The organism is Paenibacillus sp. 276b, assembly GCF_900107875.1.
Taxonomy (GTDB): domain Bacteria; phylum Bacillota; class Bacilli; order Paenibacillales; family Paenibacillaceae; genus Paenibacillus; species Paenibacillus marchantiae.
This window is the reverse complement of sequence record NZ_FNRR01000003.1, coordinates 287,800-301,758: the sequence shown is the minus strand read 5'-3', so window position 1 is coordinate 301,758 and position 13,959 is coordinate 287,800. Positions and strand designations below refer to the sequence as shown.

Annotated in this window: 9 protein-coding genes; 1 reads left to right on the top strand and 8 read right to left on the bottom strand. The window is 48.0% G+C overall.

Annotated features, from left to right (window positions below):
- Positions 1-10 precede the first annotated feature (10 nt).
- From BLV50_RS17355 to BLV50_RS33690, 8 genes are all read right to left on the bottom strand, one after another.
- The gene (locus BLV50_RS17355) at positions 11-823 is read right to left on the bottom strand and encodes a carbohydrate ABC transporter permease (protein ID WP_076287438.1); all 813 of its coding nucleotides are present in this window, start codon (positions 821-823) and stop codon (positions 11-13) included.
- Positions 823-1,809 (bottom strand): carbohydrate ABC transporter permease, encoded by a 987-nt coding sequence (locus BLV50_RS17350; RefSeq protein WP_063567326.1) that lies wholly within the window; start codon positions 1,807-1,809, stop codon positions 823-825. Before BLV50_RS17350 ends, BLV50_RS17355 begins: the two co-directional genes overlap by 1 nt.
- Before the next feature lie 24 nt (positions 1,810-1,833).
- Positions 1,834-3,096: an ABC transporter substrate-binding protein gene (locus BLV50_RS17345; protein ID WP_090809102.1), complete on the bottom strand. Its 1,263-nt coding sequence runs from the start codon at positions 3,094-3,096 to the stop codon at positions 1,834-1,836.
- A 129-nt stretch (positions 3,097-3,225) separates the two neighbouring features.
- Complete coding sequence (locus BLV50_RS17340; protein ID WP_090809100.1) at positions 3,226-4,410, bottom strand: response regulator transcription factor; 1,185 nt, start codon at positions 4,408-4,410, stop codon at positions 3,226-3,228.
- On the bottom strand, positions 4,388-6,133 hold the full coding sequence (locus BLV50_RS17335) for a sensor histidine kinase (protein ID WP_090809098.1): 1,746 nt from the start codon (positions 6,131-6,133) through the stop codon (positions 4,388-4,390). Before BLV50_RS17335 ends, BLV50_RS17340 begins: the two co-directional genes overlap by 23 nt.
- Before the next feature lie 193 nt (positions 6,134-6,326).
- Complete coding sequence (locus tag BLV50_RS17330) at positions 6,327-8,033, bottom strand: amylo-alpha-1,6-glucosidase (RefSeq protein WP_090809096.1); 1,707 nt, start codon at positions 8,031-8,033, stop codon at positions 6,327-6,329.
- 292 nt (positions 8,034-8,325) lie between these two features.
- Complete coding sequence (locus BLV50_RS17325; RefSeq protein ID WP_256337984.1) at positions 8,326-10,314, bottom strand: LTA synthase family protein; 1,989 nt, start codon at positions 10,312-10,314, stop codon at positions 8,326-8,328.
- A 307-nt stretch (positions 10,315-10,621) separates the two neighbouring features.
- Complete coding sequence (locus BLV50_RS33690) at positions 10,622-11,119, bottom strand: antibiotic biosynthesis monooxygenase family protein (protein WP_090809094.1); 498 nt, start codon at positions 11,117-11,119, stop codon at positions 10,622-10,624.
- 366 nt (positions 11,120-11,485) lie between these two features.
- Between BLV50_RS33690 and BLV50_RS17315 the strand changes: the two genes are divergently transcribed.
- Entirely contained in the window at positions 11,486-13,807 is a 2,322-nt protein-coding gene (locus BLV50_RS17315; protein ID WP_090809091.1) for a helicase C-terminal domain-containing protein, read from the top strand.
- Positions 13,808-13,959: the final 152 nt, after the last annotated feature.

Here is a 13,959-nt window from a genome sequence, read left to right as displayed (position 1 = left end):
TCTGTGTGTCCTATCCTTTAATACCTGTCGTGGCAATTCCGCCGACAATGTAACGCTGGGCGAAGAAGAAAATCGCAAGTGGCGGAATCGAAATTAAGCAGGTGATGGCCATGATGGATTGCATATCAACACCGTACATGCCCTTAAATTGAGATAGGCCTAACGTTAACGTATATTTCGTCTGATCATTTAGGAAAATGAGAGGCCCCAGATAGTCATTCCAACAACTCATGAACTGGAATACGGAGACCAGGATCAGCGAAGGTCCCATTAGCGGCACGATGATTCGCAGCAGAATCGTCATTTTACTAGCGCCGTCAATCGTCGCTGCTTCATCCAGCTCCCGGGGGAGGGTCATAATGAACTGCCGCAATAAAAAGATATAATAGGCAGAGCCGAACCACGATGGAATAATCAGCGGTTTGAGTGTGTTAATCCAACCCAAATAGTTAAACTCCATATACTGCGGAATCATCGTTACTTCCCAAGGGATCATCATGGTAGCCAGAACGACAAGAAACAGGAAATCACGACCCTTGAACTGGAATCTGGCGAAGCCGTAAGCGACGAGCGTACAGGATATCAGCTGTCCAAGGGTGGATAAGACCGTAACGATCAGTGTGTTTTTCAAAAATAAATTAAAGGGCTGGATGTTCCATGCCTCTGCGAAGTTACTGAATTTCCAGACGGACGGAATCCATTTGGGAGGGAACAGATAGAGCTCCTGCGGTGATTTCAGTGCCGTGGTTACCGCCCAGAACAGTGGGGCGATGAACAGCAGTGAGAACCCAATCAGCAACGTGTATGCAACTATTTTTTTCATCAGGACCGCCCCCTTGTACTGGCCTTAAGTTTCTTCTGCGGCTGCTTTTTCATTTCACCTTCATAGAACACCCAGGCTTCCGAAGATTTGAATACCAAAAATGTCAAGGTAAGCACGATCAGAAACATAAACCAGGCGTTGGCGGCAGAGTAACCCATCTTAAAGTATTTGAAAGCGTTCTCATACATGTACATCGCATAGAAATAGGTTGATTTCATTGGCCCGCCTCCCGTAAGTAGCAGGGCGAGAGTTAACTGCTGGAATGCTGCAATAATCGATGTGATGAGATTGAATAGAATGGTTGGCGTAATCATCGGAATGGTTACACTCAAGAACTTTCGGATTTTACCTGCTCCGTCGATTGAAGCCGATTCGTACAGGTCCTTAGGAATGCCTTTAAGTCCAGCTAGGAAAATAAGCATCATCGATCCTTGTCCCCAGAGGCTGGCAACGACCATTGCAACAAGCGACCAGTTTGTATCATTCAGCCAATCGGGCCCTTGAATACCCAGGACAGACAAGAAGTAGTTCAGAATTCCATAGTCTCCGCTGTATACCCAGGACCAGATCATAGCAAGCGCAACACCTGAAATTACAGAGGGGAGATAAAATGCCGTACGGAAAATGGCGCTTCCTTTAACCCTTTGATTGAGCAGCATGGCAAGTCCGAGTGCGACTATAATATTGAGCGGAACGAAGAGGGCTGCAAATTTCAAAGTTACAAATAAAGATTTCCAAAAAAGCGGATCATTCGAAAACATCTCTACGTAGTTGTCTAGCCCGATAAAAGTTACCTTACCGACGATTGGCCAATCAAAAAATGAAATGACCAATGAGAACAGCAGGGGGCCTAAAGTGAAGAAAACAAATCCAAATATCCAAGGGAAGATAAAGAGGTAGGGTGCAAGCCCACCCCATCTACGTTTTTTCAAGGCCTTAAGGGTAGCTGTCGGTTCTGATGTATTCTGCAGGTAGGTCTGAGCCATCTCCTAACCTTCTTTCTACAAGTGTTATTTCAAATATCGTTCGCTGTCCTTAACTGCCTGATTCAGCGCTTCTTGGGCATTGCTGCCGTGCATAACTGCTTCCACTGCAGCCGACAGCTGTCGGTTCACTTCATTCCACTTCGGATTGAGTAGAAATGCAGGTGTATTGTCCGAACGCTCAAGCATGGTGTAATAAGGTTTGTAGAGCGGATCTTGATCCTTCTTGAGTTCGTTTACAACACTTTGTCGTACTGGCAGGTCAGCAACACGCATTTTGATCGATTCATTAGAGACATAGAATTTAACGAATTCCCATGCCAGATCTTTGTTCTTGGAGTCTTTGGCAATAGACAGGGCAGATTCTGCAAGTACACCTTTAACCGGTTTGCCTGGAAAAGCCGGAATTTCGACCGTACCTACATCAACTCCCGCTTGTTTGAATGATTCGAGCGGCCAGATTCCGCTTTCCCACATGGCGATCTTACCGCCTTTAAAAATATCATCACCGCTTTGCTGGCCTTTACCACCTGTAAGTACGGCGGTGCCGTCCTTCACCATATCACCAAACATTTGGATGGCTTCAGCGGTTTCTTTACTGTTCATGTAGCCCTCGATGGTTTTACCATCTGGGGAAATAAAGGAGCCACCGTTGCTCCAGACAAAGCCCTGCAAGTCATACGTATCATTCTCGGCACGGGCACCGAAGCCGTACTGCTTCTTGGAGGTGTCCGTCAGCTTCTTAGCGATATCCTGGAAATCGCTCCATTCCCATCCGTCTTTAGGATAAGGGACACCGGCAGCATCAAAGAGCTTTTTGTTATAATAGACGACACGAGTCGTGAAGCCGGCCGGAATGCCGTATAACTTATCGTCAATTTTTCCATAGTTGAACAATCCTTTGTAAAAATCATCTATCTTCAGGTCTTTATCTTTTTCTGCAAAGTCATCCAGTGGTTCAAGAGATTGATGGTAAGTAGGGAAGTCCCACATGTACATGACGTCTGGCGGGTTGCCCGCTCCAAAGCCTGCGGCAAGCTTCTGGTCAAATCCGTCCGCATAGGCCTCAACCTGCACCTTTGTACCGGGATGTTCTGCTTCAAACTTCTTGGCGATATCCTGCTCAATTTTGAGCGCGTCTCCCGTATCCCAGGTTGCAAAACGAAGCGTCTTCGTCTGATCCGAACCGCCGTTCTCCGGATTGGCTGTTCCAGCGTTACCGCTGCATGCAGACAGTATAGATACCATCAGCGTCGTTGCAAGGACAATGAGTGAAATTCTTTTTTTCATATTGTCAGCTCCCAGTCAGTGAGGTTTATAATAATTGAACCGCTTTCATCGTAACGCCAATGAAAGCGGTTCAAAACGTGTATCTATTCGAATGTTGTTGTGATTTTGTTCGAATTATTGAAGCAGGTGTCAATCTGTTCGAGAGCTGTCGTCTTTTTGTTGGGCACGGTAATGACTCGGTGTCTGACCCGTACAGCGTTTGAACCATTTGCTAAAATATTTGCTGTCTCCTAGTCCTGTTCGCTCCGCAATTTCCTGCATAGTTAGATGTGTATCCCGCAGTAGGCCATATGCAAGGCGCAGTTTCCGTTTATATTGGAAGGCAATGAAGCTATCGCCGACAGCCTTCTTAAAGAGAATGGAGAAATGACTGCGGCTGAGCCCAACCTCTTCCGCCAGTTCGCTGGCTGACCAGTCAGCTGCGGGATTAGCATACAGTAGATTCACGGCTTTCCAGATCGGATCTGGCCAATGATTTACGGATATCCCATACAGCTTCTCTAGCTCAGCTTCTTTATGAAGGTTTTGGAACGCCTGCTTCAGATCATCGCTGTGGAGCAAGGATTCTTTACGAGTCCACTTCAACTGACTGCATTTGCTCTTACTCTCTACCAGCAGGCTTTCTGCAGACCCTCGCAGCGTATCAGGAACGATCCAATAGTAGTATTCTTCTCCATAAGGAATGATCGTACCCTTGCGCATGCTGCGGTCATTCTTCTCAGCTTCTTGTAGTAGCTCGGTCCAAGATGCTCCGCATTCTGCCGTTCGAATCAGATATATCAACAGCGGCTGACCATTAACATGCGATTGACCGCCATGCAGCTTCTCCAGCTCCTCTGGAAATTTACAGCTATGTCCGTTCAGCCATGCAAAGAGCAGTGTTTCCATACGCACTTCATCTTTTGGGGAGGGGGGAGCGGAGACAGACAGTTCCTGCTGGAACTTCTTTAACATGTCTTCAAGTTCTTCGTCCTCAAAAGCGGTTTTCAAAAGATATCCGGAGGCCCCAAGTTGAATTCCCTGCTGTGCGTATTCAAAGTCGCGGTGACAACTGAGCAGAATTATTTTGGTCTTCGCCGCCATCTCCTTTATCTTGCGAGACAGCTCGATGCCATCCATCTCTGGCATTACAATATCTGTTATTACAATTTCAGGCTGATGCTCCAGGAAGGCTTCCCAGGCTTTTTGTCCATTGGGCGCGTCAGCTATAACTTCCATTCCATATTTCTCCCAAGCTACGGTCGAACGTAGGCCTTTCCGTACAATACTCTCATCATCTGCAATCAGCACCTTAATTCTCTTTGCTGTATCCATCCGGACGCTCCTCCTCTTTGGGCCAATGAATGACAATCGCTGTACCTTCACCCTTAGTCGAAAATACCGTAAGCCCGTACTGCGGGCCGAAATGCAGTTTGAATTTCTGGTCTGCGTTCTGGACGCCTAATCCTCCGCGTCCACGACGTTTTGGATCTGGAACAAGCAAACGCTCCCGTTTTTCTTCCGTCATACCCGCTCCATTATCCCGGAGAGTCAGCAGAAGCTCATTCTTTTCTACGGTGACATCGAGCTTAATTAGACCTATCCCATCTGTGAAGCCGTGGAAAAATATATTTTCAAACAGCGGCTGTAGAGTCATACGCGGGATCAGATACTGCTTCAGTGAGTCCTCGCAATTCAGCTCATAGCTGAACACATTTCCGTACCTGATCTCCTGAATTTTCAGGAAATGCTCAATCATGCGTAGTTCTCTGCCCACCGTGATCAGTTCCTGCGATATATCCAGATTTCCTTCCAGCACCATCGTTAAGTGATATAACATCTGACGGATATCATCAGCCCCTTCCAGACGGGCCTTCCACTGAATGGAGTTCAACGTATTGAACAGCAGGTGGGGGTTAATTTGATAATGAAAAGCCTTCAGTTCCGCTTCCTTCTTGAGTCTTTCGCTCTGTTCCACTTCTTGTACAAGCGATTGAACGCCACTTACCATCCGGTTAAAACTCATATCAAGGCTACCTAGCTCATCTCTGCCTTCGATCGGCATCCGTGTATCCAATTTACCGAAGCTGACCTTCTGCATCGAATCCTTTAGCGTACGAATACGCGCTGTAAACCTCGATGAGAACAGATAGGCGAATCCAAAGGCAAGCAGACATGAAATAACGGCCACAACAATGGTATTCGACCGAATAATGCCCGAGGACAGGTAGAAGGCTTTGGCAGGTAATCTCGCTTCTATGGTCCACTGGTTCACGGCAAGCTTCCGAATCCATGTAATATCACTATCCTTCTTCGTGAAATTGGGTGCGCTTTCATATATAATTCTTCCGTCCGAAGCTTTAATGGTCAGATGCGACTTCGTATCTGTCTCAAACAGCTTGAACATTTGGATCAGTTCCTGCCCATTCTCCTCTATGAGTATGGTGCTGCCGTTTTGCGTTCCGTTGGAATTATGAATCGGAACAGCGAGCCCAAGGACGGGGAGATTCGAATCGCCTGAGCTGCTCATTGCGTGATTTTGCATATAAAAGCCAAGCCAGTATAATCCTTTATAAGAAGCGGGTTTTGTCTTCCATTCTGGTATATTTCTCAGCTTGGCAACATCCAAATTGTTCTCTCCATAATAATAGCCAGAGGGTGTAATGATATAGATTCCTGCGGTTTGGTCCGTCCGCAGTGATTTCAGTAGTGCTTCAAAGTCATTCTTCTCAATGATTTCACTATAGCTTGCAGGTGCTTGATTCCTTAGATCGGTATGGGCGGGATCAAGCAAATACGAATAGATCGTTTCACTCATTTGTTTCATTCGGCTTAAAGATGAGCTCGTTTGTTGCTCCAACTGCGCTACAGCATTTTCACCATATTTGCCAAACTGGGAATTAATGATTTTGGCGGATTGGTAATAGGACAACGCACCAAGCGAGAGCAGCGGAATCAGAGTCACGATGAGAAAACAGAAGAGCAACTTGGTCCGTATACTGCGGTAGGAACCAGAGAAAATGCGTTTATTAAGCTGCCTGATCCATTGGATGTTCATAAACGGTTTCCCCTCTCGCTATAACTATATCTACCTGCATTCTAGCATGGACAGGTAGCCTATAGAAGAATCCAATCATTTTATGGTAACGCTTTCAATTTGTTGTTTGCAAATAAAATTTTTCGAGGAAACGGGAAAAGCACCTCCCCGGAAAGCTGTTTAAAACAGCAGCCAGGGACGTGCAATAATGGTTTTAAATTGTGTACTCGTGCCCCAGAACCAGGAACACACTCGATGTCCATGTGAATGCCCTGTCACGTAGGCCTTCACCAGTCAGCGCATCGAAGTTCTCCGCCATACCACTCCGGTTAAGCATACTGCAGAAGCGGCGGGATACTTCCCGAGCCAGTTCCAGGTCACCGGCTGCAGCTACGCCCTCCACGAGCAGCATGGTTGATGGAGCCCAGATCGGTCCACGCCAGTACCCGTCTGGGATATAGTAAGGGCTGCTTATGCTCTCGGTCGCCCAACCATTTTCCGTTAGGAAGCGATTCTCCTCCCGTAACCCTTTTAGAAGAAGATCTCTGATGGGTTCAGGCAGGCGTTTGCCCAGTAGAATCGGAATGAATAACAGCAGACTGTCTCCAGCTGAAGGTTCATGTGTACCTGAGCGTAAGGAGATAAATCTATCCTCTTTCCAGAAGTGGCTGATCATCTTCTCCAGCGTATCATCCGCCAGTTTTCTCCATTCAGAAGATTCCGTGGTAAGCCCAAGCAATCCAGTAATTTCAGCCAGAAGCTCTGTCTGGATAATCAGAAAGGCAGCCAAATCTGGACTTTCTACAGGAATTCCATTATTAAATGCGGTGCTGTTATCCCAACCGGAATCATTACCGTGGTTATATTGGGGAATACCATCACCATCATCATCACGATACCGGAACCACCATTTCGTCCACTTGGACAATGGGCCGTACACTTCACGAAGCTGCGCCTCGCGGATATAATCCGTACGTTGCATCATCCAAGCCAGTGTCCATCCATGAATAGGAGGTTTGTTGCAGTTCCACAGCTCATATTTATCGTTCACAAAGTCAGGAATTAATCCACTCTCATCTTGCCGATCAAAAAAGATCATGAACTGGTCCCACGCAAGCTTTGGATCATGGCGAACAAGCGTCATCGCATTGAAACAGTGGTCCCAGCTCCATATATTTGTCATCCAGTTCTTTGACATATACATAGCTGGACGCGTCAGACAACCCTCCGCCGGAACGAGGCAGGACCAAGTAATGTAAGCCGCAAGCTCGCGCGCATCCTGCCAGCGATCAGGGATCGCAAGACTGCTGTCCAGCCAGTGGCTGAATTCAGTCCGAACCGCTTCTACGTCATCATCAAAGGACTCCCATTGTGGGCGAGGCTCCCATACTGTGCGGAACTCCTCAACGGCAAACTCAGCTGTATTCGTGTCTGTATCCGGATTGAACTCTGCGATTACGCGTGAGCTCTTGATTTTATCCCACGGCACTTCCAGCTTCATGTCACCTACAATTCCAGTCAGCATGAAGCGGCATTCATGGGTGAAGCTATTTACTTCCCAGCTGTTCTTATTCACCTCATATGCATAATCATAAGTTGACGGGATAAAGGTCAATCTGATCCCGCACCCTTCCGAACGGAATCGGACCGTGCGACTATCCGAAATACAGATTTCCGCAAAGATTGCGGGCTCTGGTGAATTCAGCTGGACAGTTTCTGGAGAAGCTTCTGTCGTGAATGGAATCGTCTGATTCTGCTGATCCAACAGTTCGATACGGAACGCCTCGCCAAATTTATCATCCCCACCCCGCACAGTTCGTAGGTAGAGGCCCTGCTGTCTATTCTTGCCTTCAGGCAGAAGAGAGACGGCAAGGAACGACTCTCTGCGGCTGAAGGGTACAAAGTTCAGATCGAATTTCATAATTCTCCTCCTTCAACAAGGAATAATACGCTTTCATTGTAAACCGCTGCTCAAGGAACAGGAACGTCCAGGTGTCTTCACTAAAGAGGGGAATTTGTTGGCAATGGATCATTCGGGTAGTTATAGGTGTCTTTTTGTTAGAGGATTGGGGAGAATGTGTTAGATATAGAGGTCAGAAGGAATGGAAAGAGCCCATGAATCAGGTCGTTTCAGACCTTTCTTGGGCTCTTGTCTTTTTTCATGATGGATTAAAATTGTTAAAGTTAAAAATAAGTTCATTTCGCATGTTGGATCATTTTAATGCATTTCGATTCGGTAACTGACTCAGATAACTGTTGGATAAGTGTAGAAGATCCAAAGCCCGATCGTACTGTTCCTTCGTAATATATTCGGGAGAGGTCGATTCTTCTTCAGATGGTATGGCAGATGCGGGCAAGGCCGGTTGATCCTCCAGACTGTCTGGAATCGTTCCCTTCTCCTGATCAAGCTCTGCCGAGACGACATCCTGTCTCCCGGCATCCGCAAGGGAGTAATGAGTACCGTCACCGTACCCCGTCTCAGGAACGAACAGTGAAGCATCGTTCAGTACGGAACCGGAGGGCAGATAATAGCGCTCTGGCAGCAGATTATTTCCATCACGCAGCAAATCCTGCCCGAAATACAGTTGGTTTTGAAGAGAGGCACCGGTCAACCCGGCGATCGTTGGCAGAATATCCACCTGTCCTCCGATCTGTTCCAGCTGAGCTGCCGGCGTGATGCCAGGAGCCGTGACGATAAGTGGAATATTAATCATGTCCGCAGACGTGTACTCCCGACCGTAGATTTCCTGCATGAGCTTCTCGTCAGTCCGATCCAGCGAGTAGATAGGCAGACCCAGATGGTCACCGTAAACGACCAGCACGCTATTTTCCCATAGTCCACGTTCCTTAAGTCCCTCAATAAATTGTCCCACCGCCTGATCGGCATAATGCTGGGATACAAGATAATCCCCTGGCAACGTATTAACGTACCGTTCCGGCAACGTCAGACTTTTCTTATCTTCTGGTAAATGGTAAGGATGGTGCGCAGACATGGATATGATTTGTGCATAGAAAGGTGATCCCGTGTCCTGCATGTCCTCCAGTTTATCAAGTGTTTTGCTGTACAATACTTCATCCGATGCCGAGAAGGCGATTGAATCCTCTGTTCCGAAATAATTGATGTCATAATACTGATCAAATCCAAGCGCCTTGTATAACTGATCGCGATTCCAGAAGTGCACATCATTCGTATGGAATGTGGCTGTCTGATAACCGTTCGCGGACATCAGTCTGGGCAGACTTGGCAATTCTTTATTCGCGTAGACGGTAGCTGCGGCCCCGTTGGGCGGTGTATAAAACGATGTATTCACGACAAACTCGGCATCCGACGTGTTTCCCTGTCCCACTTGCTGATAAAAGTTGGGGAAATACAGGCTTTGCCCTGCCAACTTATTCAGATTGGGTGTAACTTCCTGTCCGTCCACCTGCAATCCGATCAGGAAGTTCTGGAATGATTCGAGCTGGAGGACAATGACGTTGCGTCCCTTGGCTGCACCCTCCTCCACAACAGCGGGTAGTGCTGTCGTTTGTTTAATCTCGTCGATATGATTCTGATCGATTTGATCAAAGGGCACGGGTTTGTCAGGCCGATCAGCCAGGATGGTGTACGCTTCGTAACCGAGAATCCCCATCTGCTCCGCCTGTGTAATCTCGCTCATACTCGCCCGATTGGGGTATATGTTGAGCATGCACAGCATCATCGACAGAATCAGAATGACTGAGGCAATCCGTCTTCTGGCCCTTCGTTCAAGCGGCACTCTGCCTGGACGTTCGGTCCCGCCGAGCTTGATCCGCCGACGAATCAGAATCCCCGTGATAACCAGAATATCTGCAAAAATAAACAAATAATACGGATCGAGCAAAGAGAACATGCTGCTCTTGACCGAGGTTACCTGATTAACCTGTGCGAGCGCGTGATAATTAACAATAACACCATAATATTTGTAATACATGATAGCTGCGAAGAAGATGCCCGATAGCAACAGATTTAGTCCGAGATAGAGCCACATCCGGCGTTTGGCTGCGAACCATTCAATCAGACAGAAGCAGATCCAGATCAGCGGCAACTCTGTCAGTAGCGGTTTCCAGACGGGGATGTCATCGAAGATCACAATCCAGGCCAGAGAGCTTTTGATCATCATAATAACGGTGAACACTATAAACGGTCCGCTTAGAAACCGGGTGAGTGAATTGCGTGACAAGTTACCGCCTTCCTTCCTTTCCGAAGTTTCATTTAACAAGTATTATGCTATCTCATGGCATGTCGTGTCAAAAGCACCGAACTTATTGGTTGCTCAATTCTTGCAATTATTGGAAAAAGGAGAGAGGAGCTTGGGATCATTCTTGACCTCACGTATACAAAAAGCCCCTTCCATTGAAGAAGAGGCGGAAGGGGTTATCATTTTAAAGTACAAATAATTAAATGATGCTTACCCAAAGTGTAATCACAGTATATTTGTAGACTTGCATACAGGTTCTGGGGCGTAACATCAGGTTTTTCCCGTTCGTTTACTCTATGGTGAATGTCGTGACGAATGAAGGTCTTGGAAACATGGTGGGCTTCTGTGCAGTCAGCCCTTCACTCGTGCTGCGGTTGCGGTGAGCATGGTTATAGGCTTGGGACTGCTGCCAGTTTTTGAAATGATCCTCGGACTGCCAAAGTGTAAGTACGACATACGTATCGTCCTTTAAAGGACGAAGCACACGAATGCCGACAAAGCCGGGTTCATCCTCCACTTTGCGCGCACGGTTCTTGAAACGTTCCTCAAAGTCGTTCCGTCCATCTTCGGTTACCGGTATATTGTTGAGAACGGCATAACCGCCGCCTGTCCAGGAGCCTGCGGCATCGAAGGCTTCGTACGCCGCTACGTTGTCATCGGACTCGATGTTCATCAGACGTTCTGTCGATTCAATGGCCAAACGAACCTGTTCCTCACTGCGCAAAGTCAGATGCGGAAATGCAGCAAGTGAATCCGGAATCGGTGAAGGGACCAAATAGATATACATAGAAGATGCCTCCTTATAAGTACATTCAATATAAGTTTAACTACACTTTTACACGAGAACGTAGAGGACAGAAATAAGCTGGAGAAGCGAAGCGTTCGCCTGAAAGCTTTCTGAAAGAAAGCTGCATCGGAAGCATACGCTTATCCCCGGATGTTTACCTTTGTAAAAATGAATCAAAAAAATCTGGGGATAACAGCGATCGGAAGATTGTTCTGTCATCGGAGTGGCAAGTGTAACTTTATCTAGTTCAACTTATACACCCCAACATAGCATATGGGAAGGGGCGAGTCCAATCCGCTAATTGGCTGGTTTGAGCACCGCTTTTCGTGATAAAGTATAGTCACTACAAACAGAACGGGTGATCGCATGACAACCGCAATTCGAATATCAGTCAGGCCTTTGGTGGAATATGTGTACCGCAGTGGTAGCATACGTCCAGGGTTCCGCTCGAATGCATCGATGCAGGAGGGAACCCGGATACACCAGCGAGTGCAGAAGGATTACACAGAAGAGGATTTGAAAGAAGTGGTTCTCGAAGTGGAACTGCAGCATGGAGACTTGACCTACGTGGTGGAGGGACGATGTGACGGACTGATTCGTCTGGATGGTCAGCTGACGGTGGATGAGATCAAATCAACTGCGGGCAATCTGGACGATCTGGGCGATGGGGCCCCCGTACACTGGGCGCAGGCCATGATGTATGCCTATATGTACGCCGTTCAGCATGATGAACCCCGTATGCAGGTACAGCTTACATACGTGCACACCGTGAATAATGAGGAAAGACGGTTTCGGCGGATGCTGGAACGGCAGGAGCTGGAACAGTTTGCAGCAGAGCTGGTCGCTGGTTACGCGCCATACGCAGAGATGATTGTGGCTTATGAAGAGAAGCGCGATATAAGCGTGCGAGAGCTGCCTTTCCCTTTTCGCAAATACAGAGAGGGACAGCGCAAGCTGGCAGGAGCCGTATACAAGACCATCCGCGAGGGGCAGGGACTGATGGCGAAAGCGCCAACGGGTATTGGCAAAACGATGTCAGTCCTGTTTCCCACGGTCAAGGCCATTGGTGAAGGAGAAGCCAAACGATTGTTCTATCTGACCGCAAGAACGACGACGCGAGTGGCGGCAGAAGAGGCTTTTGCCCGGATGCAGGCGGAAGGATTGAAGATGCATGTGATCAGTCTGACCGCAAAGGACAAGATCTGTTTCAAGGAAGAGGAAGCCTGTGATACGGGACAGTGTGGCATGTGCGAAGGATATTATGACCGTATTAATGGAGCCGTGCTGGATATGCTGGAACATGAGACGTTAATGACACGCCCGGTTATAGAACAGTACGCACGCAAGCATCGGGTATGTCCGTTTGAATTTTCACTGGATGCTGCGTATGCAGCCGATGCGGTGATCTGCGACTATAACTATATTTTCGATCCGCGTATCTCGCTCAAACGCATGCTGGAGGAGCAGAAGCGCAAGACGGTATTACTGGTCGATGAGGCACATAATCTGGTCGATCGGGGCCGAATGATGTTTTCGGCAGAGCTGGAGAAGGCCGTCTTTCTGGATGTCAAAAGGGAATTCCAAACGCTGGGCAGCAGTGTGACCGCGGCTAAAGCCATCGCGGATCGGACGGGAGCCATCGACAAATACCTGATTACGCTTCGCAAAAACGGTGGGGATGAGGGCAAATTGCTGCAACAGGAGGCGCCAGAGGAACTGATTGAACTGCTGGAGCCTTTTGTCATGGTTGCGGAGCAATGCCTTGTTGAAGGCGGTTCGGGAAATGCCGAGACGGATGAATTGCTGCTGGCAGCCTACTTCACCGCACAGAATTTCCTGCGTATTGCCAAGTTGTACGATGAACGCTTCATTACCTATGCGGAATGTGTACGAAGTGAAGTACGAGTGAAGCTGTTCTGCCTGGATCCATCTGTGCTGCTGCGCCAGACTGCCAAGGGGTTCCGCTCTACCATTCATTTCTCTGCGACATTGTCACCTCTTGGTTATTACCGGGATATGCTAGGTGCGGAGGAAGAGGATTATACCTTGCGTATTGCTTCGCCTTTCCAGCGGGAGCAGCTAGATGTGAGATTGCTGCCATTATCGATTCGCTATCGGGATCGTGAACGTTCCAGACAGCCAATTGCCAATATGCTGCGCCAATTGGTTGCAGAGTGGCCACATAGCAACCTGCTCGTCTTTTTCCCATCCTATCCTTATATGCGCGAAGTACATGCGACGTATATGGAACAGCCGGGTGAGGCAGAAGTCGTGATGCAGGAGCAGGGCATGAGTGAAGAGGAACGGGAGGCGTTTCTGAGCGCGTTCCAGCCACATCCTGAACGAACACGATTGGTATTTGCCGTTATGGGCGGTGTATTTTCCGAAGGTGTGGATCTTCCGGGTGATCGTCTGAACGGAGTGGTGGTGGTGGGGGCCGGACTTCCCCAGATTGGTCTGGAGAACAACGTACTCCGCGATTATTATAGTCGGACAGGGCGCAACGGATTTAATTATGCCTATGTTTTCCCCGGCATGAACAAGGTATTGCAGGCAGGTGGAAGGCTGATACGTACGGAAGAGGACAAGGGCGTACTGGTACTGGTCGACGATCGATTCACCGAGGAACCGTATCGTTCATTGCTGCCAGAGGAATGGCAAGACTACACACGGATCTCACCCCAATAACGATATATAGCTAAAGATCGATCGCAGACTTTTTCAGCTTTCTTTTCTATGCATGATTGAAGGATAGGCCGAAAAGGGTATTACTTGGATAGCATACGAACGAACAAGGACGATACAGATGCGTGCCGTGGTCCGCTTCGAAAGCAATCAAG